This window comes from Phytoamicus setariae, from assembly GCF_016722925.1.
GTDB classification, from domain to species: Bacteria; Pseudomonadota; Alphaproteobacteria; order Rhizobiales; family Rhizobiaceae; genus Rhizobium_E; species Rhizobium_E setariae.
In genome coordinates, this window is the sequence record NZ_JAEQNC010000003.1 from 363,254 (window position 1) to 388,081 (window position 24,828).

General features: G+C 60.2%; 26 protein-coding genes. 10 read left to right on the top strand and 16 right to left on the bottom strand.

Going from position 1 to position 24,828, the window contains the following annotated elements; translation table 11 throughout:
* Positions 1-7: 7 nt before the first annotated feature.
* From JJB09_RS06975 to JJB09_RS06990, 4 genes are all read left to right on the top strand, one after another.
* Positions 8-1,531 (top strand): di-heme oxidoreductase family protein, encoded by a 1,524-nt coding sequence (locus tag JJB09_RS06975; protein WP_201655163.1) that lies wholly within the window; start codon positions 8-10, stop codon positions 1,529-1,531.
* Positions 1,531-2,613 carry an imelysin family protein gene (locus tag JJB09_RS06980; RefSeq protein ID WP_201655166.1) on the top strand — a complete coding sequence of 361 codons (1,083 nt, stop codon included), beginning with the start codon at positions 1,531-1,533 and terminating at the stop codon, positions 2,611-2,613. Before JJB09_RS06975 ends, JJB09_RS06980 begins: the two co-directional genes overlap by 1 nt.
* A gap of 2 nt (positions 2,614-2,615) precedes the next feature.
* Entirely contained in the window at positions 2,616-3,695 is a 1,080-nt protein-coding gene (locus JJB09_RS06985; RefSeq protein ID WP_201655169.1) for a DUF1513 domain-containing protein, read from the top strand.
* 112 nt (positions 3,696-3,807) lie between these two features.
* Positions 3,808-4,617 (top strand): hypothetical protein, encoded by an 810-nt coding sequence (locus JJB09_RS06990; RefSeq protein WP_201655172.1) that lies wholly within the window; start codon positions 3,808-3,810, stop codon positions 4,615-4,617.
* 6 nt (positions 4,618-4,623) lie between these two features.
* Here the strand turns inward: JJB09_RS06990 and JJB09_RS06995 are convergent, their stop codons facing one another.
* The 8 genes from JJB09_RS06995 to pcaD all read right to left on the bottom strand — a co-directional run bounded on the left by JJB09_RS06995 (position 4,624) and on the right by pcaD (position 11,176).
* Positions 4,624-5,676: a 3-carboxy-cis,cis-muconate cycloisomerase gene (locus tag JJB09_RS06995; protein WP_201655174.1), complete on the bottom strand. Its 1,053-nt coding sequence runs from the start codon at positions 5,674-5,676 to the stop codon at positions 4,624-4,626.
* 1 nt (position 5,677) lies between these two features.
* The gene (pcaF, locus tag JJB09_RS07000) at positions 5,678-6,880 is read right to left on the bottom strand and encodes a 3-oxoadipyl-CoA thiolase (RefSeq protein WP_201655177.1); all 1,203 of its coding nucleotides are present in this window, start codon (positions 6,878-6,880) and stop codon (positions 5,678-5,680) included.
* On the bottom strand, positions 6,873-7,682 hold the full coding sequence (locus tag JJB09_RS07005) for a CoA-transferase subunit beta (protein ID WP_201655180.1): 810 nt from the start codon (positions 7,680-7,682) through the stop codon (positions 6,873-6,875). The genes pcaF and JJB09_RS07005 overlap by 8 nt, the downstream gene beginning before the upstream one ends.
* On the bottom strand, positions 7,679-8,536 hold the full coding sequence (locus JJB09_RS07010) for a CoA transferase subunit A (RefSeq protein ID WP_201655183.1): 858 nt from the start codon (positions 8,534-8,536) through the stop codon (positions 7,679-7,681). The genes JJB09_RS07005 and JJB09_RS07010 overlap by 4 nt, the downstream gene beginning before the upstream one ends.
* A gap of 76 nt (positions 8,537-8,612) precedes the next feature.
* Entirely contained in the window at positions 8,613-9,236 is a 624-nt protein-coding gene (gene pcaG / locus JJB09_RS07015; RefSeq protein WP_201655186.1) for a protocatechuate 3,4-dioxygenase subunit alpha, read from the bottom strand.
* Positions 9,237-9,238: 2 nt separating this feature from the next.
* Positions 9,239-9,979 (bottom strand): protocatechuate 3,4-dioxygenase subunit beta, encoded by a 741-nt coding sequence (gene pcaH, locus JJB09_RS07020; protein ID WP_201655188.1) that lies wholly within the window; start codon positions 9,977-9,979, stop codon positions 9,239-9,241.
* Positions 9,976-10,386 (bottom strand): 4-carboxymuconolactone decarboxylase, encoded by a 411-nt coding sequence (pcaC, locus tag JJB09_RS07025; protein ID WP_201655191.1) that lies wholly within the window; start codon positions 10,384-10,386, stop codon positions 9,976-9,978. Before pcaC ends, pcaH begins: the two co-directional genes overlap by 4 nt.
* 1 nt (position 10,387) lies before the next feature.
* On the bottom strand, positions 10,388-11,176 hold the full coding sequence (pcaD, locus tag JJB09_RS07030; protein ID WP_201655194.1) for a 3-oxoadipate enol-lactonase: 789 nt from the start codon (positions 11,174-11,176) through the stop codon (positions 10,388-10,390).
* Between the two features lie 89 nt (positions 11,177-11,265).
* Between pcaD and pcaQ the strand changes: the two genes are divergently transcribed.
* Entirely contained in the window at positions 11,266-12,192 is a 927-nt protein-coding gene (gene pcaQ / locus JJB09_RS07035; RefSeq protein WP_201655611.1) for a pca operon transcription factor PcaQ, read from the top strand.
* 3 nt (positions 12,193-12,195) lie between these two features.
* On the opposite strand, the gene JJB09_RS07040 is transcribed toward pcaQ, so the two are convergent.
* The 3 genes from JJB09_RS07040 to ubiE all read right to left on the bottom strand — a co-directional run bounded on the left by JJB09_RS07040 (position 12,196) and on the right by ubiE (position 15,000).
* Entirely contained in the window at positions 12,196-12,576 is a 381-nt protein-coding gene (locus JJB09_RS07040) for a DoxX family protein (protein ID WP_201655197.1), read from the bottom strand.
* Between the two features lie 68 nt (positions 12,577-12,644).
* Complete coding sequence (gene ubiB / locus JJB09_RS07045) at positions 12,645-14,219, bottom strand: 2-polyprenylphenol 6-hydroxylase (RefSeq protein ID WP_201655200.1); 1,575 nt, start codon at positions 14,217-14,219, stop codon at positions 12,645-12,647.
* 4 nt (positions 14,220-14,223) lie between these two features.
* Entirely contained in the window at positions 14,224-15,000 is a 777-nt protein-coding gene (gene ubiE / locus JJB09_RS07050) for a bifunctional demethylmenaquinone methyltransferase/2-methoxy-6-polyprenyl-1,4-benzoquinol methylase UbiE (protein WP_201655203.1), read from the bottom strand.
* Positions 15,001-15,248: 248 nt separating this feature from the next.
* Between ubiE and mutM the strand changes: the two genes are divergently transcribed.
* The 5 genes from mutM to JJB09_RS07075 all read left to right on the top strand — a co-directional run bounded on the left by mutM (position 15,249) and on the right by JJB09_RS07075 (position 20,567).
* The gene (mutM, locus tag JJB09_RS07055; RefSeq protein ID WP_201655206.1) at positions 15,249-16,139 is read left to right on the top strand and encodes a bifunctional DNA-formamidopyrimidine glycosylase/DNA-(apurinic or apyrimidinic site) lyase; all 891 of its coding nucleotides are present in this window, start codon (positions 15,249-15,251) and stop codon (positions 16,137-16,139) included.
* 10 nt (positions 16,140-16,149) lie between these two features.
* Positions 16,150-16,923: an enoyl-CoA hydratase gene (locus JJB09_RS07060; RefSeq protein ID WP_201655209.1), complete on the top strand. Its 774-nt coding sequence runs from the start codon at positions 16,150-16,152 to the stop codon at positions 16,921-16,923.
* Between the two features lie 203 nt (positions 16,924-17,126).
* Complete coding sequence (gene rpsT, locus JJB09_RS07065) at positions 17,127-17,393, top strand: 30S ribosomal protein S20 (RefSeq protein WP_201655214.1); 267 nt, start codon at positions 17,127-17,129, stop codon at positions 17,391-17,393.
* Positions 17,394-18,297: 904 nt separating this feature from the next.
* Positions 18,298-19,737, top strand: coding sequence for a chromosomal replication initiator protein DnaA (gene dnaA, locus JJB09_RS07070; RefSeq protein ID WP_246748616.1), 1,440 nt, complete (start codon positions 18,298-18,300; stop codon positions 19,735-19,737).
* A 23-nt stretch (positions 19,738-19,760) separates the two neighbouring features.
* Positions 19,761-20,567: a phosphate/phosphite/phosphonate ABC transporter substrate-binding protein gene (locus JJB09_RS07075; protein WP_201655220.1), complete on the top strand. Its 807-nt coding sequence runs from the start codon at positions 19,761-19,763 to the stop codon at positions 20,565-20,567.
* Here the strand turns inward: JJB09_RS07075 and JJB09_RS07080 are convergent.
* The 5 genes from JJB09_RS07080 to rph form a co-directional block, all read right to left on the bottom strand.
* Positions 20,549-21,547, bottom strand: coding sequence for a fatty acid desaturase (locus JJB09_RS07080; protein ID WP_201655223.1), 999 nt, complete (start codon positions 21,545-21,547; stop codon positions 20,549-20,551). The two genes, JJB09_RS07075 and JJB09_RS07080, sit on opposite strands and share 19 nt — an antisense overlap.
* Before the next feature lie 163 nt (positions 21,548-21,710).
* On the bottom strand, positions 21,711-22,889 hold the full coding sequence (gene hemW / locus JJB09_RS07085; RefSeq protein ID WP_201655227.1) for a radical SAM family heme chaperone HemW: 1,179 nt from the start codon (positions 22,887-22,889) through the stop codon (positions 21,711-21,713).
* Between the two features lie 3 nt (positions 22,890-22,892).
* Positions 22,893-23,537: an RdgB/HAM1 family non-canonical purine NTP pyrophosphatase gene (gene rdgB, locus JJB09_RS07090; RefSeq protein ID WP_201655230.1), complete on the bottom strand. Its 645-nt coding sequence runs from the start codon at positions 23,535-23,537 to the stop codon at positions 22,893-22,895.
* Positions 23,524-23,964, bottom strand: a complete 441-nt coding sequence (locus JJB09_RS07095; protein ID WP_201655233.1) for a VOC family protein — start codon at positions 23,962-23,964, stop codon at positions 23,524-23,526. Before JJB09_RS07095 ends, rdgB begins: the two co-directional genes overlap by 14 nt.
* Before the next feature lie 12 nt (positions 23,965-23,976).
* A complete protein-coding gene (rph, locus tag JJB09_RS07100) occupies positions 23,977-24,693 on the bottom strand; it encodes a ribonuclease PH (protein WP_201655236.1) in 717 nt (238 codons plus the stop codon).
* Positions 24,694-24,828 lie beyond the last annotated feature (135 nt).

Here is a 24,828-nt window from a genome sequence, read left to right on the forward strand (position 1 = left end):
AACGACGATGAGAAGAACAGCTACGGTTGTTGGCCTCCTGCTGGCGCTTGCGCTGGCAGGAGGTGCTTTGCCCGGTGCCAGCAACGCCGGCGATAGCCACCGCACCGACCTGTCGGCTGCTGAAAAGATTCGCGTCGAAACCGTCACCAGGGCCGCCGGCGCCTTCGCCGATGCCGAACGCTATGAAGCGATGCAGGCGGGGGCGACGACGTCCATCGAGACGCCTGACCGTTTGGCATTTTCGCATTTTTCCGCAAATCTGCCCAAGCAGGACGAGATGCGTTTCCGACTGGGCAATGCACTTTTCCGCAAGCTCTGGGTCGCATCTCCCTCATCGACGCAAGCCTCCGACGGGTTGGGGCCGCTCTACAACGCCCGTTCGTGCGAATCCTGCCACAAGGAGGATGGCCGCGGCCACCCACCGGAAGGATCGGCCGATGCCACCTCGATGTTCCTGCGATTGGCGCACGGGCCGAAATCGGATGCCGAAAGAGAGGCGCTTGCCAAGCATCTGGCGCTCAATTTCCCCGATCCGATCTATGGGCGACAGCTGCAGGACAAGGCTGTTCCCGGAGTCTCCGCCGAAGGCGCGATGACGATCGATTATACAGAAATACCGTTTGCCTATCCTGACCGGAGCATCGTCCATCTGCGCAAGCCGACATACGGCGTTTCGGGCCTCAACTATGGCCCGCTGGCCCGCGATACGACGCTTTCGCCACGCATGGCGCCCGCGATGATCGGTCTCGGACTGATCGAGGCGATCGCCGATAGCGATATCGCATCTGGGGCTGATCCCGGCGACCTCAACGGCGATGGTGTTTCGGGCCGTCAACAGCCGGTCCACGATTCCAACGGCGCGCTGCGGATCGGCCGATTCGGCTGGAAAGCCGAAAACGCCACGATCCGGGACCAGTCAGCACACGCTTTCCTGGGCGATATCGGTATCTCGACACCCGACCTGCCCTCCCCTTCCGGTGACTGCACCGAGTTAGAGCAACAATGCATATCGATGCCGAACGGCGAACAAACACGCCTCGGCAAAGGGGAAGCACCGGAAAATGTGCTGTCGATGGTGACCTTCTACTCCCGCCATCTCGCGGTTCCCGCACGTCGGAAGGCGAGCTTTCCGGAAACGCTGGCCGGCAAGGCGTTGTTTTACCAGTCGGGCTGCATTGCCTGCCACCGCCCGAAATACGTGACCCGCAAGGACTGGCCCGATGCCGCACTGCGCTTTCAGTTGATCTGGCCCTACTCGGATTTCCTGCTGCACGACATGGGCGACGGTCTCGCGGACGGTCAGCAGGTCGGCGAGGCAAGTGGAAATGAGTGGCGGACGCCCGCGCTCTGGGGTATTGGGCTGACAAAGACCGTCAGTGGTCACTCCTTTTTCCTGCATGACGGGCGGGCACGTTCGTTGGAAGAAGCTATCCTCTGGCACGGTGGAGAAGCGATCAAAGCCCGCGACAGCTACGCAAAACTCGCGCGTGAAGACCGGCAAAAGCTGATTTCCTTCCTGGAGTCTCTCTGATGAAACATATGAACTGGTTTTCGGCCTTGCTGGTGATCGGCCTGTCGGGCTCGCCGGCCCTTGCGCTCGACGACGCTGCTGCCAAGGCAGTCATGGCCAAGGCGGTCGATCTCTACATCCGGCCAGCCTACACAGATTTTCATCAAAAGAGCGAAGCACTGGCCGTCGAGACCGGCAAGCTTTGCCAAAAGCCCTCCGGCACTCAGCTTTCAGAGGTGAGCGATCGCTTTGCAGAGGTCATTTCGAGCTGGGCGAAAATCGAGTTCCTTCGCGACGGGCCTGTCATGCAGGAAAACCGTTTCGAGCGGATCGTTTTTTATCCGGACCGCAAGTCCACTGGCTTGAAACAGGTTCAGGCGCTGTTGGCCGAGCCCGACGAGACTGCCACGGATCCCCTGCAGCTTCGCAACCGCTCCGTCGCGATACAGGGGTTGGGCGCATTCGAATTCGCCTTCTTCGGGCTCTATCCGGAAGGGCTGACCGGGGAGGCGCAAAGCTTCCGCTGCCGCTACGGCCTCGCCATCGCCAGAAACGTAGAGGCGATTGCAGGCGAACTCGAGGCTGCATGGGATGACCCCAACGGCATCCAGAAGGCATGGAAGGCGCCTTCTGCTGACAATCCGGTCTTCCGCAACGAGGCTGAGGCCGTTCAAGCGTTGATCGGCCTGCATGTCCATGGGGCAGAAATGGTCCGGGACCAACGGATCAAGGCATTCTACAAGGGCAAGGCCGGAAAGCTCGCGCCAAAATCAGCAATCTTCTGGCGGTCGGCAAACACCACGCATTCGATCGCGGGCAATATCGAAGGGCTGGCTGAACTCTGGAAAAAGTCCGACATGTCGTCGCTTCTCAGCGAGGATGTTCGCTCGCTGGCCGATTCAGTCGAGTTCGACTATGTCAGCGCGCTGGGTGCGGCCCGCAAACTGGACCAACCCACCGCCGAGCGACTGGCAGACCCCAAATACATCGCGAGGCTGGATTTCATCGAGCTCAATCTCAAGGACGCCATTACCCGCATCAACAATGATGTCGGTGGCGCGGTCGGCCTCGGGGCCGGTTTCTCGTTTGCCGACGGAGACTGACGATGCTCAACCTGAAAATCTCCAAGCGTAGCTTTCTCAAGGCCGCCGGCGCGGGGTTCGCCGCAAGCCTGCTGCCGCGTGGCGCCGAGGCGCTCGACAGGACAGAGGCGGTGTTCGCCAGCGCCTTCATGGGCGAGAACGAAAGCTATGGGGTGGCGCTGGTCAGCGAAGCGGGTCGAGAAATTGCGCGCTTAGCCCTGCCCGATCGCGGCCACGACGTCACCCGCGATCCTCAATCCACCCGCGCGGTCGTATTTGCGCGGCGACCGGGGACTTTTGCGCTCGTGTTCGACACAGCGACTGGCCAACCGGTCAAATTGATCGAAGCGGTGGAAGACCGGCATTTCTTTGGCCATGGCGCCTTTTCCGCCAATGGTCAAATTCTCTATGTCGCGGAGAACGATTTCGACAATTACCAGGGCATGATCGGCGTCTACGACGTCGGCATGGACTACGCCAAGGTCGGCGAGTTTCCGGCGCACGGCATGGACACGCACGATATCCAGATGATCGAGGGTGGACGCTACCTCGCTATCGCCAACGGCGGCATCAAGCAGCACCCGGATTTGGGGCGTGCCAAGCTCAATCTCGACCACATGGAACCGTCGCTCGTCATCATCGACCTAGAACACGGCCAGCTCGTGGAAAAGCATGACTTGCCGATGGATCTGCGGCAGCTCTCCACCCGCCATATGGATATCGATGGCAAGGGGCGTGTCTGGTTCGGCTGCCAGTTCGAGGGCGAACGTAACCGGCGCCCCCAGTTGCTCGGCCATTTCCGCCGCGGCGAAGATATGCGCTTCATCGAAATGCCCGAACCCATCCTCGACGGGTTCGACAACTATATCGGTTCGGTGACTGTCAACAGGCAGGCTGGACTGGTTGCCGTTTCCTCTCCAAGGGGCGGGCAATGGGCGGCTTTCGATGTCGAGACCGGCAAGCTGGCCTATGAGGAGAAGATCCCGGGAGTCTGCGGCCTGGCCACGGAGAAATCGTTGTTCGTGCGGTCGACGGAAAACGGCTGGTTCGATAAAGAGAAGTCAGCCGTCAGTTGGGACAATCACGTGACAAGGCTCGGCTGAGGCACGTTGTTCGGCCCAAAGCCCACCAGTTCCAAATTTGGGCAGAAGATCTATTTGATTGTATCAATGCAATGCCACGTGTCATGATTGTCTCTTGCAAAGGGAGGCGCTCATGGCAAAGAAAGTTGTATTCCTTACCATTCATGGCATGGGCGATACCGAGCCGGGCTATGCAAACGACATTGTCGAAGCCATGCGCGAAAAGCTGACCGACGATTGGGATGCCGTGGAGCATCGATCGATCTACTACCAGACCTTCCTGCAGCCGAACGAATACCAGTATTACAATGCCACTAAGAGCAGGGTTTCGTGGGGGCAGTTGCGCAAGCTGATGATCAACGGTTTTGCCGATGCCGGAAGTCTCGAATATTCCCGTGGCACGCCCGGTGGCCCCTACTACCTGACACAGGACCACATCTTCACCACGCTGGGCCAGATCTATGACGATCTCGGCGGCACCTCGCTGCCGGTTGTCGTCATTGCCCATTCGCTGGGCTGCGAGGTGATCTCGAACTACATCTGGGACGCCAACAAGGAAGACAAGACATACGGCTACTGGAAGGACGCGGAGAAGAACGCGGCGAATGATGGGCGCCTCAAATTCCAGAAGCTGCAGAACCTCAGGCTGCTCTTCACCACCGGCTGCAACATACCGGTCTTCATCACGGGATTGAAGGAAGAGGAGCGCATCCCCATCAACAAGCCGCACAAGGATTTCATCTGGGAGAACTACTACGACAAGGACGACGTGCTCGGCTATCCGCTCACCGAGCTAAGCCCCGCCTACGGCGCTCTCGTCAAGGACGTAAAGGTCAGTGTCGGCAATCTCTTTACCGGCTGGAACCCCTTCAGCCACAACGAATACTGGGACAATAGCGGCATTCAGCGTGAGCTCAGCAAGCACCTGAAAGCGTTTGTGTAAACCCGCCTACTTTCCCATTCGCCGGATCGAGCCGAGCAACGCATCGGCATGAACAAGCGCGATGCCCGTCGCATTCAGCATCTGCGGCAGAACCAGCCACTCCAGTGTCCAGGCGGCTCCCGAGCGCTCCTGCTCGTGCACCAGCGCCTGATGAAGCCCCGAAACCTGAACCGCATTGAAGCGAGCCAGCGCAACCAGCACCTCGGCGCGCACCGGGTTCTGCTTGTGGGCCATGGCCGAGGAAGTGCCGCCGCCCTCGAGCGCCATCTCGCCGAGTTCGTTCTGCGCCATCAGCGCGATATCCTGGCCGATCTTGCCGAGCGCGCCCGTCACCTGGCTCAGCCAATTGCCCAATGCGGCGATGCGATCGCGGGCCGCGTGCGGAACATAATCCGGCACCCCCAGCTTTAGACAGCCGGCTAATGAATGCCTGATATCATTGATTTTGCTTCCAAACCTCTCGGACGTACCAGCAGGCCCGGCCAGCGACACGACCAGCATATGCGCGCGGACGGGACCAAGTGCGACATGGCCGCGTTCAACAAGGCCACGCCATACGGCGAGGCGATCGCCGACCGTGATCGGGATCGCCGCCTGCATTCGTGTCCGCCCCATAAGCTCGGTTGCGCCGAACTCGGTGGCCAGTCGATCCAGCGCGCCCAACAAAGCCACGAGGCGCTGGTCGAACAGATCGAGCACGCCGCGCAGCTTCATTGCCAGCACCGTGTCGGTAACGTCCTGGCTGGTGGCACCGAAATGCACCCAATCGGCGCAGGGAGGCCCGACATGCACCTTGAGCTGCTTGACAAAGTCGGTAACCACGACGCCATCCCTCAGCGTCGCAACTGACAGACGGACCAGATCGGGTGCAAAGCTCCTTGCTGACTTGACGATATGGGCTGCGGCTTCCTTGCTTATAATCCCCCACTCGGCTTCTGCCTCGGCGAGCGCCACCTCGTAGCTCAGCATCGCCTGAAGTTCGACCTTCGTGCCGATCAGGTCCGCGACGACCGGATCGGTGAGAAGGGGATCAAGGAAATCGGCCAGCAGCCCGCTCATGTCAGACCCGCTCTAGCGCTATGGCGATGCCCTGACCGACGCCGATGCACATGGTGGCGACGGCATATTTCCCGCCCACTTCGCCGAGTTCCAGCGCCGCAGTGCCGGCGATGCGCGCACCGGACATGCCAAGGGGATGACCGAGCGCAATGGCACCACCATTGCGGTTGACGCGCGCGTCGTCGTCGGCAATGCCGAGTTGACGCAGCGTCGCAAGACCCTGGCTGGCGAAGGCTTCGTTGAGTTCGATAACGTCGAGCTGCTCCTGCGTGAGTCCGAGACGAGCCAGCAGGTTCTGTGTGGCCGGCGCAGGTCCGATGCCCATGATGCGCGGGGCAACGCCAGCGGTTGCACCACCGAGGATGCGGGCGATTGGCGTCAGGCCGTGCTTTTTTGCAGCCGCTTCGGAAGCGATGATCAGGGCTGCGGCGCCATCGTTGACACCTGACGCATTGCCCGCGGTAACTGTACCATCGGCGCGAACGATCGGCCTGAGCTTGGCGAGCGCTTCCATGTTGGTTGCGCGGGGATGTTCGTCGCGGTCGACAACGACCGGATCGCCCTTGCGCTGCGGAATGGTGACCGGCGTGATTTCCTTGGCAAGGCGGCCATTGGCCTGCGCGGCCGATGCCTTGGCCTGCGAGCGAACGGCGAACTGATCCTGGTCCTCGCGGTTGACCCCATAGTCGTCGGCGACGTTTTCGGCCGTTTCCGGCATCGAATCGACGCCGTACTGCTTTTTCATCAGCGGATTGATGAAGCGCCAGCCGATGGTGGTGTCATGGATTTCCATCGAGCGCGAGAATGCGCTCTCGGCTTTCGGCAGAACGAACGGGGCGCGGCTCATGCTTTCGACGCCGCCGGCGATCATCAGCTCGGCTTCACCCGCCTTGATGGCGCGGGCCGCTGCAATCACCGCATCCATGCCCGAACCGCAGAGGCGGTTCATCGTCGTACCCGGCACCGAAACCGGTAGGCCGGCCAACAGGCTCGACATACGGGCAACGTTGCGATTGTCCTCGCCGGCCTGATTTGCACAGCCGAATATGACTTCTTCCACCGCGTCGAAATCGACCGAGCTGTGCGCCGCCATCAACGCCTTCAGCGGGATCGCGCCGAGATCGTCGGTGCGAACTGCGGAAAGCGAGCCGCCGAAGCGGCCGATCGGGGTCCTGATATAGGCGCAGATATAGGCGTCAGCCATCTTTCGATCCTCTCTTGGCCCCGGCCTGCTCAGTGCCTTTATGGGCCGCATCGGTGCGGGCCTTGAGGTCCCGCAATGTTGTCAGTTCGAGCGCGTCCGGTGCGGGCGTCACCTCGACCGTCTCGGCGAACTTCACCTTCCAGCCGCAGGTTTCCTGCACCTTCTCCCGGGTCACGCCAGGATGCAGCGCGACGACGGTGAATTCCTTCGTTACCGGATCGGGCTTCCAGATGGCAAGGTCGGTGATCAGCAAAGTCGGCCCCTTGGTGGTGATACCGAGCCGGGCTCTGTGGTCGCCGCCCTCCCCATGACCAAAAGATGTGACGAAATCGATCTTCTCGACCATGCTGCGGGTCGACTGCGCCAGCGTGATGTAGATCTCGCCGCAGGACGAGGCGATCTCCGGCGCGCCGCCACCACCTGGCAGCCGCGTCTTCGGCTTGTCGTAGTCGCCGATGACGGTGGTGTTGATATTGCCGAACTTGTCGAGCTGGGCAGCGCCAAGAAAGCCAATGGTGACGCGGCCGCCCTGCAGCCAGTAGCGGAACATTTCCGGCACGGAAACCGTCGTCACGGACGTTTCGCAAAGCTCGCCATCGCCGATGGACAGGGGAAGCACGGTGGGCGCGGTGCCGATGGTGCCGGATTCGTAGATCAGCGTGATATCAGGAGCGTGCGTCAAGCGCGCGACGTTGCAGGCGGCGGACGGCGCACCTATGCCGACGAAGCAGACATCGGAGTTCGAAAGCGCGCGTGCAGCGGCGATTGTCATGATTTCGTTGGGGGTGAAACTCTGGCTCATTTGGATGCCCTCAGATGCTCGACGCGCTTGGCAAAGTCTTCCGGTGTGGCATCCAAGACGTGTTCCTGCATCCACGTGCGGAAGACCTCGCGGTCGGCTGCAATAACGTCCCATTCGAGATAGGAGGCATTGTCCCTGGCATAATAGCCCTGGGCATAGGACGGATGGGCGCCACCTGGCACGACCGCAATGTTGGTGATCGTCCAGGAGGGAATGATGCAGGCATTGACGCTGACATCGTCGAAATCGTCGACGATTTCTTCGACTGTCACGACGGACCGCTTCGCCGCCAGCACGGCCTCCTTCTGAATACCAATGATGCCTTCCACCAGCACGTCGCCCTTCTTGTTGGCTTTTTGCGCATGGATGAACGTCACATCCGGGCGGACCGAAGGCACAGCCGCCAGCTTCTCGCCGGTAAACGGGCATGTCACAGAGCGGATGTTCGGATTGACGCGCGCAAGTTCGGCACCGAGATAGCCCCGAAAGATGGCACAAGGCAGCCCGGCGGCGCCCGCCTCATAGGCATTGGCCATGGCCGCGTGGCTGTGCTCTTCGATCTCGAGCTTATGCGGATAGTGATTTTCGACTGCATCGCGGAAGCGACGGAGAAGTCCCACGCCCGGATTTCCGGCATAGGAGAAGATCACCTTCCGGACCATGCCAAGCCCGATCATCTGGTCGTAGATGCCGTCCGGCGTCATGCGGATCAGGGTCAGATCCTTGAATCCCTGACGGATTGCCTCATGGGCGGCAGCATGTGGTATCAGGTGGGTAAAGCCTTCGAAGGCGGCGGTATCGCCATCGTGGAGATTGTTCGCCACGGCCTCCTTCAGCGTCACTATCTTGGCCATGTCGGGACCTCGTGTTTTCCGTTGTGATTGCGCGGAGTGGATGGCCGCCCCGCGCTGACTGCAGTTTCTGGTTCCTTCAGATATCGAAGAAGATGGTTTCGTCAGGCCCCTGAAGATGGATGTCGAAGCGGTATGTGTCGCCTTGGCGCTTGCCGATCAGCGTGGGCACACGAACCTGATGCTCGATGCGCGACAGAATCGGGTCCTCGGCATTGGCTGTTTCTTCATCGGAAAAATACATCCGCGTCTGCAGGCCGATGTTGATGCCGCGCGCCACGATCCAGAACAGGATATGCGGCGCCATCGGGCGCGGATCGCTGTCGCGGAACGGCACCCGGCCCGGCTTGATCGTATCGAAGCAAAACTCGCCCGTGGCCATATCGCCGGGCTGACGCCCCCAGCCGAAGAAATTGGGGTCGGCCTTGCCACGCGTCTCCGACGGGCTGTTGTAGAAGCCATCGGCATCCGCCTGCCAGATCTCGACCATGGCGTCCTTCAGCGCAGTGCCGGTGCCGTCATAGACGAAGCCTCGCACCTTGATGCGTTCTCCCTTCGTCTTGTCGTTATAGAGGGGACCTGACCCGAGATCGGTTGGGAAAACCCCTTCGATGCCGCAGAAATTCGGGGTGCAGCCGATATGCACATAAGGGCCGGCCGTCTGCGATGCGGTTTCCTTAAGGTAACCGAGAGACTGAACCATGGTCAGTTCCCCTCCTTGCGATTCTCGAAAAAGGTCGAGCGGCGGCCGCGCAGCACGATGTCGAACTTGTAGGCGCGCATATCCATGGGAATGGTCGCATTCATGTCCAGCGGCGCGATCAACTGCCGGATTGCGGCCTCGTCCGGAATGGTCTTGACGATCGGACACTTCCAGATCAGCGGGTCGCCCTCGAAATACATCTGGGTGATCAGCCGTTGGGCAAAGCCGTGGCCGAAGACCGAAAAATGGATATGGGCCGGACGCCAGTCATTGACCCAGTTCATCCAGGGATACGGACCGGGCTTGATGGTCTTGAACCAATAATAGCCGTCCTCGTCGGTAATCGTGCGACCCACCCCGCCAAAATTCGGATCGACAGCCGCCAGATACATTTCCTTCTTGTGACGGTAGCGGCCACCGGCATTGGCCTGCCAGAACTCCACCAGAGCACCGCCGACACCCTTGCCGCGCTCATCGAGCACGCGGCCGTGCACGAGAATGCGCTGGCCAATCGGCATTTCGCCGGGGCGCGCATAGTTTCGGATCAGATCGTTGTCGAGTTCGCCGAGAATATTGTGGCCGAAGACCGGTCCGGTGATCTCGGTCTTGGTGCCATCCAGCGACAGCATGGCGCGTTGCGGCGAACGTGTCACCGAGGTCTTGTACAGCGGCGTCAGCGCCGGCGGCTGCCAGGCGCGGTCGCGCGCGTAAAATGCGCCCGTCTCGGGCAAGGTGTTCTTCATTGCGCGTCCTCCACGGCACCGGCGGCTTCCATTTCAGCAAGCGTCTGCTTGACGATCTTGATCGCATGATTGGCGGTCGGCACGCCGGCATAGATGGCCACGTGCAGCATCGCTTCCCGCAGATCCTCCGGCGTCGCACCGGTGTTGGCGGTCGCCCGCACGTGCATCGCCACCTCCTCGTCGTGTCCGAGGGCGGCAAGCAGCGCGATGGTGACAATAGAGCGTTCCCGCAGCGACCAATCCGGCCGGGACCAAACATGGCCCCAGGCCGCTTCGGTGATCAATGCCTGGAAGGGCTCGTCAAATGCCGACTTGCTGGCTTGCGCCCTGTCGACATGAGCGTCCCCCAGCACCTTGCGGCGGGTCTGCATGCCCTGCTGGAAGCGGCTGGAGGAAGCGTCGCTCATGTCAGTCCTCGTTGATGAAGTCGGCCAGCAATTCAGCCAACGCGGCAGGTTGCTCGACACAGGGAATGTGACCGGCATTTTCGATGATCTCGAAATCCGCACCGGATATCAGATCCGCCGTCGCCCGCACCACGTCCGGAGGTGTCGACCCGTCCTGATCGCCAACGATGCAAAGGGTCGGGACCTTGATTTTCCTCGCCGCCTCGGTGAAATCGGCGTCGCGGATTGCAGCGCAGGTACCGGCATAGCCTTCCACCGACTGGCGTGTCAGCATGTTGCGATAGCCGGAAAGGTCGGCCTTGCGCTGATCGCGGAAATCCTTGGTGAACCAGCGTTCGAGAATGGCATCCGCCATCGAGCCAATGCCTGCGGTTCTCGCAGTCTCGATACGGCCATTCCACATGTCGGCCGTCCCGATCTTGTGGGCGGTGTCGCAAAGTACGATCTTTTGGACCAGCCCGGGCTTTTTGGCATAGACGCTCTGGACGATCAGGCCGCCGACAGACAGGCCGACGAAGATCGCCTTCTTGATACCGAGATGGGCTGTCAGTCCAATGAGATCGTCCGCGTGGTCCTCGATCGTGTAGGGGGCCGTGCCGACATCCGAAAGGCCGTGGCCGCGCTTGTCGTAGACGAGGATCGACCAGTTGTCCGTGAGCTCGTCGATCAGCGGCAGCCAGATCCGGAAATCCGTTCCCAGCGAATTGGAAAACACCACGACCGGCTCGTCCTCGTATTCGGTGAGATATTCATAGTGCAGCGTAATGCCGTTGATGTCAGCGAATGCCATTGGGTGTCTCCTGGTGCATGACAGATACTAGATGATTTTCGTTGGTTATAATGATACTTTCGTCGTATTACATACCAGAACGGATATGAATTTTGGACGGTCGGATCAAGTTTCGCCACCTGCAGACCTTTATCGAAGTTGCCCGACAAAAGAGCGTCGGGCGGGCAGCGGAGGCGCTGGCGCTGACGCAGCCCGCTGTCACGCGGACCATCCGCGAACTGGAAGACTATCTTGGCGTCGATCTGTTCGAAAAGGAAGGGCGCGGCATCCGTATCAGTCGTTTCGGCGAAGTATTCCTGCGCCATGCCGGCGAGAGCATCGGCGCGGTCAAGCGCGGGGTCGATTCCATCGCCCAGGCACGCAACTCGATGGGCCCGCCGCTGCGCATCGGCGCGCTGCCGACTGCATCGGCGACCTTCCTGCCTGACGTCATGGTCGACTTCCTCAAGGCGGGTACGGGCAGCCTTGTGACCATCGTCACCGGCGAAAACCGCTGGCTGCTGGACGCGCTCAGGCTTGGCGACCTCGATCTGGTGGTGGGGCGGCTCGCCGCGCCCGAGCGGATGACGGGGCTGCAGTTCGAACCGCTCTATTCCGAGGAAATCGGCTTTGCGGTGCGTGCCGGCCACCCTCTCCTCTCACGACGAAATTTCTCGCTGAGCGAACTTGCCCACTATATCGTATTGATGCCCACCCAGGGTTCCGTGATCCGGCCATTCGTCGACCGGTTCCTGCTCACAAACGGCATCGCCGACCTCTCCAACACGATCGAGACGGTTTCGGACAGTTTTGGTCGCGCGTTCGTCGAGCGCCATGACGCTGTCTGGATCATCTCGCGCGGCGTGGTCTTCCCCGAAATCCAGTCGGGGCGCATCGCTCTTCTCGATATCGACAGTTCGGAAACGCGTGGTGCCGTCGGCCTGACGATGCGCGCGGATGCGGCTCCCACCCTATCGCTATCCATCATGGTCAACACCATCCGGGAGCACCTGAAGGTTGCGGGGCGCGTGCTTTGACACCTATTTCCGCATCTCATCGAGCGACAGAATTCCGGCGCCGTTAGCCGCAACGTAGAGCAGGCCGCCGGCAATCGCCACGTCCTTCATGAATGCCTGGAAATGCATGATGTCAGTCCAGTCGGAATGCCCGATAGACGCTGCGGCGACCGCAAATACGGCGAGCAGCAACGCCGCGATCCGGATGCAGTAGCCGGCGAGGATCGCGATCCCGCCAAAAATCTCCAATGCAGCGACCAACCAGATCGTCACCGACGGCCAAAGCACGCCAACGGATGCGAAGTAGTCGACCGTGCCTGAAAAATTCATCAACTCGGATATTCCGGCCTGGATGAAAATTGCCGATAGCAGGCATCGGCCAAGCAGCATCGCAATATCGGACATGTTCCCGTCTCCACCAAAGGCAGCTGGGAGTATCATGCCGCAACCGTCGAAAACATCCAGCCGAATCGTCAGATGCTCGACAGCTTCCAGCCAATATAGACGAGGGCCGCGGCAATGACCCAGAGCGCCAGACGCCCCGACCGGGAATGGCGTGCCTCGGATCGGCCGATCGCTTCGGCCGTTTCCGCATCGAAACGCAAGCCCTTCTCGCCCATATTCATGACTTCCTGGGCAAATCGCTCGGTCTTCAGAGCGATCTCCGGAATCGCTTCGGCAAGACGGAACGCAGCCTTCAGGCCATCGCGCATATCGGAAGCGATCCGCTTGGGGCCGAGGTTGTCACGAATCCAGGCACCGACGACCGGCTCGGAGGCTTTCCACATATTGAAATGCGGATTGAGCGAACGTGCCACGCCTTCGACGACGACCATGGTCTTCTGCAGCATGATCAGTTCGGGACGCGTTTCCATGTCGAACAGTTCGGTGACTTCGAACAGCAGCGTCAACAGCTTGGCCATCGAAATCGTATCGGCCGGCTGGCCATGGATCGGCTCTCCGATCGCCCGGATCGCCTGGGCGAAGGAGGCGTGATCGTGATGGCCCGGCACATAACCCGCCTCGAAATGCACGTCCGCCACCCGCTGGTAATCGCGGGTGATGAAGCCGAACAGGATCTCGGCCAGGAAACGACGCTCCTTCTTGCCGAGACGGCCGACGATGCCCATGTCGACCGCAACGACCATGCCCTGCGGGTCGACGAACAGATTGCCCTGATGCATGTCGGCGTGGAAGAAGCCATCGCGCAGGGTATGCTTGAGGAAAGCCTGCATCAGACGTTCGGCGAGCGTGTTGAGATCGTGGCCGGCAGCCTTGAGCCCGTCGATGTCGGACATCTTGACGCCGTCGATCCACTCCATGGTCACGACGTCGCGGCCGGTGCGCTCCCAATCTACCGTTGGAACGCGGAAGCCCACGTCACCCGACGTATTTTCACCGAGTTCCGAAAGGGCTGCGGCCTCCAACCGGAGATCCATCTCCACCTTGGTGGTCTGCTCTAGCGTCTTGGTCACTTCGATCGGCTTCAGGCGTCGCGCAGGAGGATAGAACCGCTCCTGAAGATGGGCCAGAACGTAGTTGGTCTCAAGATCCTTGGCAAAACGCTCTCGGACGCCGGGCCGGATGACCTTGACGGCAACCTTCACAGGCTTGCCATCTCGCGTTACGATAGCCGGATGGACCTGCGCGATGGAGGCGGCGGCGACCGGATCGCCGAATTCTGTGTAGAGCGCATCGATCTTCCGGCCGAGTGAGGCCTCGATCTGGGCTGTTGCCACTGCCTTCGGAAAGGTCGGCATCTGGTCCTGAAGCAGTGACAGGTCGGCGGCAAAATCCACCCCCACCACATCGGGGCGGGTGGCGAGGAACTGACCGATCTTCACATAGGACGGGCCAAGCCGCTCGACTGCACGAGCGAGATTGTCGGATTGGGCGCTGTTGCGATTGCGGGCAAACAGACCCGCAACGGAATGACCGAAACGCAGCAACGGCGGCAGATCGTTCGCAGGCAGGGCGGAAACAACCCCCTCACGCACGAGAACCCAGCCGAGTTTGACCAGGCGCAGATAGGCGGCAGCTGTACTCATGGGATCAGAGCTTCCAGCCGGAATGCAGCGCGGCGATACCACCGGTGAAGTTGGTATAGGAAGCTCGCGAGAAGCCGGCCTTGCTGATCATGTCGGCAAAATCGCGCTGATTGGGGAACTTGCGGATCGATTCGACCAGATACTGATATGGTTCGGCCTCGCCAGTGATAGCCCTGCCGATCTTCGGTATCGCATTGAACGACCAGGCTTCGTAAAAGCGATCGAGCAGCGGCATCTCGACCTCGGAGAATTCCAGCACCAGCAACCGGCCGCCGCGCTTGAGCACGCGGTATGCTTCTGAAAGCGCCACATCGATGCGTGGCACATTGCGGATGCCGAAAGAAATGGTGTAGGCATCGAAAGTTCCATCGGGAAATGGCAGCTCTTCAGCGCTGGCTTCCACGAAGGTCAGGTTCGGCGTCAGGCCCTTCTTGGCAGCACGCTCGGCGCCGACGCCCAGCATCGAACCGTTGATATCGAGCACGGTCGCATGCGCCAAGCGGCCAGAGGCTTCCACGATCCGGAAAGCGATATCGCCCGTGCCGCCCGCGACGTCGAGCACCTTGTAGTCGGCGCTCTTTCTCGGATTGAGCGCCGAGATCATAGCATCCTTCCAAGCGCGGTGCATGCCGGCCGACATCAGGTCGTTCATGATGTCGTAGCGCTTGGCCACCTTGTGAAACACGTCATTGACCAGCGTCTGCTTCTCGCCCGCGCCGACATCTCGAAACCCGTAGGATGTTTCCATCCCGCCTTCGGCATTGGTGCGTGCTGTGGTCATGACCGTTACTCCACTCTTCTTATATGCGGCGCGACAATAACGGATCGCTTGTCAGGATTCCATAGAGCGGGCAAGCAAAAAGATGCGGCGTTTTGCTCCGTGAATAGCGATTTCAGCGGCGTTTGCGGGTCGCCTATCAGAAAGCACGCCAAGGTGAGGCGCTTGCCGGCAACGGCCCGGTTGCCATGGACATGCAGGCAAGCCTATAACGCTGCCGTCGCGGATCAATTGACGGAAGCCTTTGCACCATGCCCGAACTGCCCGAGGTGGAAACTGTTCGTCGCGGCCTTGCTCCCTATATGGAAGGCGCACGAATTGGCAGGCTGGTGTTGAACCGTCCCGACCTGCGCTTTGCCTTTCCCGACGGGTTCGTCGAGCAGGTGGAGGGACGCACCGTCGAAGCCCTTTCCCGCCGGGCCAAATACCTGCTGATCAACCTCGAAGGCGATTTGACGATTATCTCCCACCTCGGCATGTCCGGCTCCTTCCGGATCCAAGCCGAGAGCAACGAGGGGACACCGGGCGCCTTCCATCAACAGAGATCGAAAGACCAGGCGCACGATCACGTCGTCTTCGAACTGACCCGGGCCGAAGCTCCAGCCCGCATCATCTACAACGACCCGCGCCGCTTCGGCTTCATGCATCTGGCGCCCACGTCCGGCCTTGACGCCTATCCCGCCTTTGCGGGACTGGGACCCGAGCCAACCGGCAACTTCCTGTCGGCCGATTACCTCGCCCAGCGTTTTGCATCGCGCAAACAGCCGTTGAAAAGCGCGCTTCTCGACCAGAAGATCATCGCCGGCCTCGGCAACATCTATGTTTGCGAGGCGCTGCATCGCGCCCATCTTTCTCCGGAGAGGGCGGCAGGCTCACTGGTCCGGGCAAATGGCAAGCCGCAGAAATCACTCGAACAGCTGACCGAAGACATTCGTATGGTAATCGCCGAAGCCATCGAAGCCGGTGGCTCCTCCCTGCGCGACCATATCCAGACCGACGGCTCGCTCGGCTACTTCCAGCACCGGTTCCGGGTCTATGATCGCCAGGAAGAGCCTTGCGTCACGCCGGGCTGCCCAGGAACCATTCATCGCATCACACAGTCGGGGCGCTCGACCTTCTTCTGCCCCGCCTGCCAGAAATAGAGGAACCAGGATGGCCTACGAAACACTGATCATCGAAAAACGCGGCGCCGTCGGGCTCATCACATTGAACCGCCCGCATGCGCTCAACGCACTCAACAGCATCCTCATGCATGAGATGGAAGAGGCGCTGGCCCGTTTCCATGAAGATGATGCGATCGGCGCCATTGTGCTTACCGGGTCCGAAAAGGCCTTCGCGGCAGGCGCCGACATCAAGGAGATGAAGGACCTGTCCTTCACCGACGCCTATCTCGGCGACCTGATGGCCGGCTGGGACAGAATCGCTGCATCGCGCAAGCCGATGATCGCGGCCGTTTCCGGTTTCGCGCTCGGCGGCGGCTGCGAGCTGGCAATGATGTGCGACTTCATCATCGCAGCGGACAATGCAAAATTCGGACAGCCCGAGATCACGCTCGGCATCATGCCGGGCATGGGCGGCTCGCAGCGGCTCACACGCGCCGTCGGCAAATCCAAGGCGATGGACATGGCGCTAACCGGACGCATGATGGACGCTGTCGAGGCCGAACGGGCCGGACTGGTCTCTCGCATCGTCCCGGTCGACAAACTGCTGGAGGAAGCGCTGGCTGCGGCAGCCAAGATCGCAGGCTTTTCGAGGCCGGCCGTATTGATGACCAAGGAGAGCGTCAACCGCGCGCTCGAGACGACACTGGCAGAGGGCGTACGTTTCGAACGGCGACTGTTTCATGCGCTATTTGCCACGGAGGACCAGAAGGAAGGCATGGCGGCCTTCGTCGAAAAGCGTAAGCCCGCCTTTCGGAACCTTTAGGCATCCGAACAGCGCAACCTCAGATTCTTTTGCGGGACTGATTGACGTCCCACGGGTTTGGGGATATACGCCGCCTTCAGATTAAGAGAAGCCGTAGCAACGGACTTTTCTGATTGCCCCCTCATTGCCCGGCATTGAGGCCGCCCGCCGGAAGGGCAGCGGCTTGAGGGCATGTTGGACAGGATCGATAGAGAGAGGCATACATGGCCAATACGAATTCGGCGAAAAAAGCGACCCGTAAGATCGCCGCCCGCACCGAGGTAAACAAGGCACGTCGCTCGCGCATGCGCAGCTTCATCCGCAAGGTTGAAGAAGCCATTGCTTCCGGCGACAAGTCAGCAGCAGAAGCAGCCCTGAAGGCAGCGCAGCCTGAATTGCAGCGCGCAGCAACCAAGGGTGTTCTTCATCGCAATACTGCGTCCCGCAAGGTATCGCGACTCGCTAATCGAGTGAATTCGATCGGCGCCTAAAACAAATTACAGTATTTTTTGAAAAAGCCTGGCTTTCGAGCCGGGCTTTTTTGCGTTTTATTCAATAACATGTTGATCCCCTCAAGTTTTTTAGATTTGACTAAAATTGTGTGACAAATAATATCGTTAATATTCAGTCATTTACGGAAGGTCTCCATTTGATCACCGGGGTAACCTTACGGAAGTTCGGCTCAAATATGAGTCAAGTAAATTTTTTATTTTTCTGCTGGAACGGCTGCCAGAAACGGCAAAAAATCGAATCCCGTTGATTTCCAAGCGATTCTTTTTTGGAAGGGCTCGCGGATTAAATCACGTCTGGATTGTCAATGCCTTTCTCTTAAGATTGCGTAAAAAAGCCCATTGATCTTGCCCCGCAATCTTGCCTAAATGATTTCCACAGGGAAGGGGCGGACGCCACCCGAGTCTAGCCAAAAGACTAGAACGGGGTGTGATTCAAACCACTGTAATCGAAACAAAATCTTCGATTTCTTTCATCCCGATTGCGAGAGATGCACATGGACGCCTCAAGCGCCCAAGCGGAGCTTTTGTCTCCTGTTGCAGGTCTTGGCGGGAAGCATGACGGGGCTAGGGGAAATGAACGGATCGTCAGGGGACAATTGACGCATCCGCAAAAATAAACGTAGGCAAGCGTTAAACCGGACGATGGGACGACGAGGCCCTTTTCAGATACGTGCGTTGATGCGTGCGTGGAGAGGACGTTCCAAATTCCGGATCGGTAGAGCGTGAATGGGTTCGGCGAATGATATCGTCGGGCTAAAGAAAAAGATGTGCTAAAGGCGGCGACATGCATATGACAACAGCAGATAAAGACGCGTTTCCGGGCAAGGACAATGCGCAGTTCGCGGCAACAAGCGAAAACGCGATGGATATGAGAGACACCGGTATGAAGCACGATGCCTTGTTCGAGCGCTTCAGCGCCCGCCTCAAGGCGAAAGTGGGGCCGGAAGTCTTCGCCAGCTGGTTTGGCCGGCTGAAGATGCATTCGAACTCCAAGAGCGTGGTCCGGCTTTCGGTGCCGACCACATTCCTCAAGTCCTGGATCAACAACCGCTATCTCGACATGATGACCGGCCTTCTGCAGGAAGAAGACGCCAACATTCTCAAGGTCGAAATCCTGGTGCGCAGCGCAACGCGGCCGACCCGCCCTGGCGCCATGGAAGATGCACCCGTCGCCGATAGCCACGTTACGAGCCAGCCGAAGAAGTCAGCGGCATCGCTGTTTGCACCCGCAACGCAGCCCGCTCAGCAGCCTCAGCAGAGAGCCTCGGCACCATCGACCCTTTTTGGCTCGCCTCTGGACAGCCGCTACACGTTTGCCAGCTTCGTCGAAGGCCCGTCGAACCGCGTGGCGCTCGCCGCCGCCCGGACGATCGCCGAATCCGGCGCAGGCGCAGTCCGCTTCAACCCGCTGTTCATCCATTCGAGCGTTGGCCTGGGCAAGACGCACCTTCTGCAGGCGATTGCCGCAGCAGCACTGTCAAACCCGCGCAACCCGCGTGTCGTCTATCTGACGGCTGAGTACTTCATGTGGCGCTTCGCCACAGCGATCCGCGACAACGACGCGCTGACGCTGAAGGAATCGCTGCGCAACATCGACATCCTCGTCATTGACGACATGCAGTTCCTTCAGGGCAAGCTGATCCAGAACGAATTCTGCCATCTCCTGAACATGCTTCTCGACAGCGCCAAGCAGGTTGTCGTCGCAGCCGACCGTGCACCCTGGGAGCTGGAATCACTCGATCCGCGCGTCCGCTCGCGCCTTCAGGGCGGCGTCGCCATCGAAATGGACGCCCCTGATTTCGACATGCGCCTTGAAATGCTCAAGCTCAGGCTCGCCCAGGCACGTCATGAAGACACCTCGCTGGAAATTCCCGATGTGATTCTCGAGCATGTGGCGACCAACATCACCGCATCGGGCCGCGAGCTCGAGGGTGCGTTCAACCAGCTGATGTTCCGGAAGTCCTTCGAACCCGATCTTTCCATTGAGCGGGTTGATGAGCTTCTCGCCCATCTGGTCGGCGCTGGTGAACCCAAGCGCGTGCGAATCGAGGACATTCAGCGCGTCGTAGCCCGCCACTACAATGTGTCGCGGCAGGAACTGGTCTCCAACCGCCGTACCCGCGTAATCGTCAAGCCACGCCAGATCGCTATGTATCTGTCCAAGACGATGACGCCGCGGTCGTTTCCAGAGATCGGCCGCCGTTTTGGTGGACGCGATCACACCACGGTGCTGCATGCAGTGCGCAAGATCGAGGAGTTGATTTCGGGTGACCAGAAGCTGTCGCACGAGATCGAGCTTCTTCGCAGACTGATCAACGAGTAAGCGATTTTTCGGATAAGCCGCCGATGTCCCGAGCCAGCCTTGCAATGTACGATATGCTGGAGCCCGTCAGGGCCGCCAACGATCAATTGTGGGTGGGCGTTCGGGAGCGGCTGCGCGCAGCCGGCGTCGATGCGCCGGATGCGCTCGACCGGCAGATAAGCCATGACGGGATCTGGTTGCAGCCGGATCTCGTGCTGGCACAGACATGCGGCTATCCCTATATCAAGATGCTGACTGGAAAAGTCAGGCTGGTGGCAACGCCCGTCTATGACTTTGCCGGTGGCGCAGGTACCGAACGGACGAGTTTCCTGATCGCCAGCGAGACAAATACCGGCAAGAATCTCGAATCCTTCAGAGGGTCGGTGGCTGCGGTCAACGACCACATGTCCAATTCCGGCTCCAATCTCTTCCGCGCGGCACTGGCGCCGCTTGCCGGCGGCAAGCCGTTCTTTTCAAGCGTGAAGATCACTGGCGGCCATCTGCCATCGATCGCGGCTGTTGCCGCGGGCGAGGCCGACATTGCCTCCATCGACACAGTCTCCTGGGGCATGCTCGACCGGCATGCGCCCGACATGCTGAAGGGCGTTAGAATCATAGGGGAAACGCCGAGCGGACCCGGCTTACCCTTCATCACCCGGCTTTCGGCCAGCGATGCCGAGGTCGACGCGCTACGCAATGCGCTGAAGGACGCCATCGCCGATCCCGCCCTGGCCGATGCAACCAAAGCCCTGGGTCTCAGAGGGGTGGAAGTCCTCAGTGAGGACGATTACCGGCGGCTGGACCGCCTCGGCATCGAGGCGGCCGCACTCAATTATCCGATCATCGCCTGATCGCCCCGCAATTCGGGAACATCCGTTCCCGTCGCGGTTTCCGGATGATGCGGGTGGATCGGTTCGTGGTGCTTGCGGAAGCCGAAGCGCCGGGCCACTTCAAGATATCCATTGTAGACAAGTCCACCATTCAACTCGATGAAAGCCGGCCGGTTATCGCGGTAGAGCTTGGGAATCTTGTACCACGGCACCTGCGGCCGTGAGTGGTGGACGATATGCAGGTTGTTGTGCAGGAAGAGAAGGCCGAATGCCGGCGTGTTCTCGACAATCGCCGTCCGCTCCTCCTTGGCTCCGGCATATTGGTGCTCGGCGAAGGAGCGCAGCCGCGAGAATGCGATACCGGCATATACGAAGGCCGTGAGGTAGATCCAAAGCGGCATGGCGCTGATCCACAGCACCCAGGTCAACACGATTGCCGAGCCGGTAATATGGGCCAGCCAGATCCTGAGATTGCGGAAATCGCCACGCACCATATGCATGACTTCATGCCCAAGGAATGTCGCCAGCGACACGAACGGCCCGATGATCAGGCGGCCGGCCAGCGTGCTGTCGACGCTGACGATGAGCCGCCCGAGCGCGCCGGTGCGCGCCCAGGCGTCGCCGGTCAGATAATAGGACTCGGGATCTTCAATCGGATCGGTCAGCCATTCGTCGTTGTGATGCTTCAGATGCGCCCGCTTATAGAGCGCATAGGGCAGCCACAGCGCAATCGGCGGCCAGCCGACCGCGTCGTTGATGCGCCGAAAGCGGGTCGGATGCCCGTGTAGAACTTCATGCTGCAGCGAACCATGCCAGGCAATGGTCCAGCCCCCGGCAATGAAGAGCACGACGTAGGGGATTGATGCCCAGAAGTAGGTGAGCAGCAACCAAGTGGAATAAATGAAGACAGCAAGCGCAATAGTGGGCCATTCGACTGCGAATCGAGATCTTTTAGATCGGTCTGCAGTGGAACGCCGGTCATCGAAATGAATCGTGGCCATGGTATTCCGGATATTTCAAAAATCAGGTTCTGAACGCGGAGAGCAAATCATCCTGGCGCTACCTTATGTATAGATTTATGAGCCGCATTCGCGTTGTCGTCAAGAGCACTGATTCCAAACGGAATATGACGCTCACAATTAACCAGCACAGCGGCCGGAGCGGTCATGAAGCGAGGTCGGCAACTACCGCATCCAGAATCAGCATTCCCTGCGGTGTGCAGCGGATTCGCGAATTACCGAGACGCTCGAGAAAGCCGTGGCCAATCAGAAATTCTTCCTTCTCGATATCAAGTTGCCGGCCCGAAAGCGCGTTCCAGCGAACCAGGTCAATGCCCTCGCGGAGCCGAAGCCCCATCAGCAGCATTTCGTCGGCCTGTTCCTCGCGCTCGAGGCTCTCATTGTCGATCATGCCGTGGCCTTGCGCCTGCACGGCCGCGAGCCAGGCCTCGGGATTGCGTTCGGTAGCCGTCGCGTATTTACGGCCGCCCGAAGTCAATCTCCCATGCGCGCCGGGACCAATCCCGGCATAATCGCCATAGCGCCAGTAAGTCAGATTGTGACGGCTCTCCGCACCGGGAACCGCGTGGTTCGACACTTCATAGGCCGGCATTCCGGCGGCTGATGTCGCATCCTGGGTGATTTCGTAGAGGCGCGCCGATTCTTCCTGACTTGGCAGCACGATCTTGCCATTGCGATGCAGGCCGTAGAAGGGCGTGCCCTCCTCGATCGTCAGCTGGTAGAGCGACAGGTGATCCACTGCATAGGAAATGGCTTGATTAAGCTCGCGGACCCACTCGTCTTCCTGCTGGCCAGGGCGGGCATAGATCAGGTCAAAGGACATGCGCGGGAAAATGTCGCGCGCCAGCCGGACGGCCTTCAATGCATCCTCGACATTGTGCAGCCGGCCGAGGAACCGCAGGTCCCTGTCGTTGAGTGCCTGCACGCCAAGCGAGACGCGATTGACGCCGGCGGCACGATAGCCACGAAAACGCTCGGCCTCGACACTCGAAGGATTGGCCTCCATGGTGATCTCGATGCCGTTGGGTACGTGCCAATGACGGGCAATGCCGGATAGAATCGCGTCGACCGTTTGCGGCTTCATCAGCGACGGAGTCCCGCCACCCATGAAGATCGACGTGACCGTGCGGGCGCCGCTGATTGCCCGCATGGCCGTCATTTCCTTGAGAAAGCCCTCGACGAAGGCCTCCTGATCGACCGCCACGTGCCGGACATGGCTGTTGAAATCGCAGTACGGACACTTGGCCGCGCAGAACGGCCAATGGATATAGACACCGAAGCCAGGTTCACCCGTATCCGGCAAGAGGGGAGCCTGGACGTCCATCGTTTAAAGTACCAATCCCTGCTCGACGAGCAGCTTGAAGGCGCGCGCCCGGTGCGAGAGTGCCTCGGCATCGCCGGGCTTCCAGCCGTGCTTCTGATCCGCGCTCATTTCGCCGAAGGTCACATCGTGACCGAGCGGCTGGAAGACCGGATCGTAACCAAAGCCGAGATTGCCGCGCGGCGGCCAGACGATGTGACCTTCCACTTCGCCCCGGAAGATTTCCGTGTGGCCGTCGGGCCATGCCAGGCAGAGCACACTGACGAAACGGCCGGTGCGGCGGGCAGCGTCGACCGCGCCCTTCTCGTCAAGCGCCTTTTCGACCTTTTCCATCGCCATGTTGAAATCGCGGCTGCCATCCTCGCGTTCCGCCCAATTGGCCGTGTAGACGCCCGGAGCGCCATCCAGCGCATCGATGGCGAGGCCGGAATCATCCGACAGCGCCGGAAGACCGGAAGCCTTTGCCGACGCCAGCGCCTTGATGCGGGCGTTTTCCTCATAGGTCGTGCCGGTTTCGTCCGGTTCGACGAAGTTGAGGTCCGCGGCGGATTTCGCCTCGAAGCCGAGCGGACCGATGAGATCGCGGATTTCGCGGATCTTGCCGGCATTGTGGCTGGCGACAATTATCGTTTTTGTGTCAAGCTTGCGCATGTTCGTCCTGTTCGATGCCCCAGATGCGGGCTTCCGCAAATTCCAGCGAATTGCCTGCGGGATCCCGGAAATAAATGGACCGCCCTCCCCCCGGCCAGTCAGCGATGGCTTCGATGGCGACGCCCGCAGCCTCAAGCCGCTGGCGCCAGACGTCGATTTCCACCGATGAGGCCCTGAAGCAGAGGTGGCCCGAACCACGCGTGCCATGCGGTGGCACCTGCAGAGGATGGCCCGGAGCAGGCGGCACGATTGTTTCGGCCGGGTTGAAGATCAGCAGCACGCCGGGTCCGCAGCGATAAAACACATGGCGGTTGCCGGCGCGGCTGATCTTTTCAAGTCCTAGAACACCGCCATAGAAGGCCTCGGCTGCGTCGAGATCATCCGCATAAAGCGCTGACTCGAGGATTTGCGTCGGTGCCTTTGCCATGGGCTTGGTTCCTTAGGCGATTGCCTGCTTCTGCAGGGCCACGAGTTCGGCGATACCGTTCTTGGCCAGACCCATCAGCGTCAGAAGCTCTTCTTCGCTGAAGGGCTCGCCCTCGGCGGTTCCCTGGATCTCGACGATGCCGCCCTTGCCGGTCATGACGAAGTTCGCGTCGGTCTCGGCGGACGAATCCTCGAGGTAATCGAGATCGATCACCGGTTGGCTCGCGAAAATGCCGCAAGAGATTGCCGCGACGTGATCCTTCAGGACCTTCTCGACCTTCAACATATTACGGCTTTCCATCCACTTCAGGCAGTCGTGAAGCGCGATCCAGCCGCCGGTAATAGCGGCCGTGCGCGTGCCACCGTCGGCCTGGAGCACGTCGCAGTCGACCGTGATCTGGCGTTCGCCAAGCGCTTCGAGGCTGACCACGGCGCGCAGCGAACGGCCGATCAGCCGCTGGATTTCCTGCGTACGGCCGCCCTGCTTGCCGGACGTGGCTTCGCGGCGCATGCGCTCGCCAGTGGAGCGCGGCAGCATGCCGTATTCAGCCGTGACCCAGCCCTTGCCGCTGTTGCGCAACCATGCCGGCGGCTTTTCCTCGACGCTGGCCGTGCACAGGACATGCGTGTCACCGAACTTTACGAGGCACGAGCCTTCGGCGTGCTTGGAAAAGCCGCGCTCGAAACTCACCTTGCGCATTTGGTCTAACTTCCGCCCGGATGGCCGCATGGTCTCAATCTCCTTGATCTATCTGGCAGCGTCATAAGCGGCGGGACCGCATATTGCAAAGGAAAAGGCGCGATTTTCCTTTTGCGTCGTGCTGACAAATCCCTATATTTCAGCAAGGTCGCGCCGCCGTGGACG

Bases quoted from the DNA above. Each gene is read 5' to 3' on its own strand.
- JJB09_RS06975 (WP_201655163.1), top strand. From the start codon at position 8: ATGAGAAGAACAGCTACGGTTGTTGGCCTCCTGCTGGCGCTTGCGCTG.
- JJB09_RS06980 (WP_201655166.1), top strand. From the start codon at position 1,531: ATGAAACATATGAACTGGTTTTCGGCCTTGCTGGTGATCGGCCTGTCG.
- JJB09_RS06985 (WP_201655169.1), top strand. From the start codon at position 2,616: ATGCTCAACCTGAAAATCTCCAAGCGTAGCTTTCTCAAGGCCGCCGGC.
- JJB09_RS06990 (WP_201655172.1), top strand. From the start codon at position 3,808: ATGGCAAAGAAAGTTGTATTCCTTACCATTCATGGCATGGGCGATACC.
- JJB09_RS06995 (WP_201655174.1), bottom strand. From the start codon at position 5,676: ATGAGCGGGCTGCTGGCCGATTTCCTTGATCCCCTTCTCACCGATCCG.
- pcaF (WP_201655177.1), bottom strand. From the start codon at position 6,880: ATGGCTGACGCCTATATCTGCGCCTATATCAGGACCCCGATCGGCCGC.
- JJB09_RS07005 (WP_201655180.1), bottom strand. From the start codon at position 7,682: ATGAGCCAGAGTTTCACCCCCAACGAAATCATGACAATCGCCGCTGCA.
- JJB09_RS07010 (WP_201655183.1), bottom strand. From the start codon at position 8,536: ATGGCCAAGATAGTGACGCTGAAGGAGGCCGTGGCGAACAATCTCCAC.
- pcaG (WP_201655186.1), bottom strand. From the start codon at position 9,236: ATGGTTCAGTCTCTCGGTTACCTTAAGGAAACCGCATCGCAGACGGCC.
- pcaH (WP_201655188.1), bottom strand. From the start codon at position 9,979: ATGAAGAACACCTTGCCCGAGACGGGCGCATTTTACGCGCGCGACCGC.
- pcaC (WP_201655191.1), bottom strand. From the start codon at position 10,386: ATGAGCGACGCTTCCTCCAGCCGCTTCCAGCAGGGCATGCAGACCCGC.
- pcaD (WP_201655194.1), bottom strand. From the start codon at position 11,176: ATGGCATTCGCTGACATCAACGGCATTACGCTGCACTATGAATATCTC.
- JJB09_RS07040 (WP_201655197.1), bottom strand. From the start codon at position 12,576: ATGTCCGATATTGCGATGCTGCTTGGCCGATGCCTGCTATCGGCAATT.
- ubiB (WP_201655200.1), bottom strand. From the start codon at position 14,219: ATGAGTACAGCTGCCGCCTATCTGCGCCTGGTCAAACTCGGCTGGGTT.
- ubiE (WP_201655203.1), bottom strand. From the start codon at position 15,000: ATGACCACAGCACGCACCAATGCCGAAGGCGGGATGGAAACATCCTAC.
- mutM (WP_201655206.1), top strand. From the start codon at position 15,249: ATGCCCGAACTGCCCGAGGTGGAAACTGTTCGTCGCGGCCTTGCTCCC.
- JJB09_RS07060 (WP_201655209.1), top strand. From the start codon at position 16,150: ATGGCCTACGAAACACTGATCATCGAAAAACGCGGCGCCGTCGGGCTC.
- rpsT (WP_201655214.1), top strand. From the start codon at position 17,127: ATGGCCAATACGAATTCGGCGAAAAAAGCGACCCGTAAGATCGCCGCC.
- dnaA (WP_246748616.1), top strand. From the start codon at position 18,298: ATGAAGCACGATGCCTTGTTCGAGCGCTTCAGCGCCCGCCTCAAGGCG.
- JJB09_RS07075 (WP_201655220.1), top strand. From the start codon at position 19,761: ATGTCCCGAGCCAGCCTTGCAATGTACGATATGCTGGAGCCCGTCAGG.
- JJB09_RS07080 (WP_201655223.1), bottom strand. From the start codon at position 21,547: ATGGCCACGATTCATTTCGATGACCGGCGTTCCACTGCAGACCGATCT.
- hemW (WP_201655227.1), bottom strand. From the start codon at position 22,889: ATGGACGTCCAGGCTCCCCTCTTGCCGGATACGGGTGAACCTGGCTTC.
- rdgB (WP_201655230.1), bottom strand. From the start codon at position 23,537: ATGCGCAAGCTTGACACAAAAACGATAATTGTCGCCAGCCACAATGCC.
- JJB09_RS07095 (WP_201655233.1), bottom strand. From the start codon at position 23,964: ATGGCAAAGGCACCGACGCAAATCCTCGAGTCAGCGCTTTATGCGGAT.
- rph (WP_201655236.1), bottom strand. From the start codon at position 24,693: ATGCGGCCATCCGGGCGGAAGTTAGACCAAATGCGCAAGGTGAGTTTC.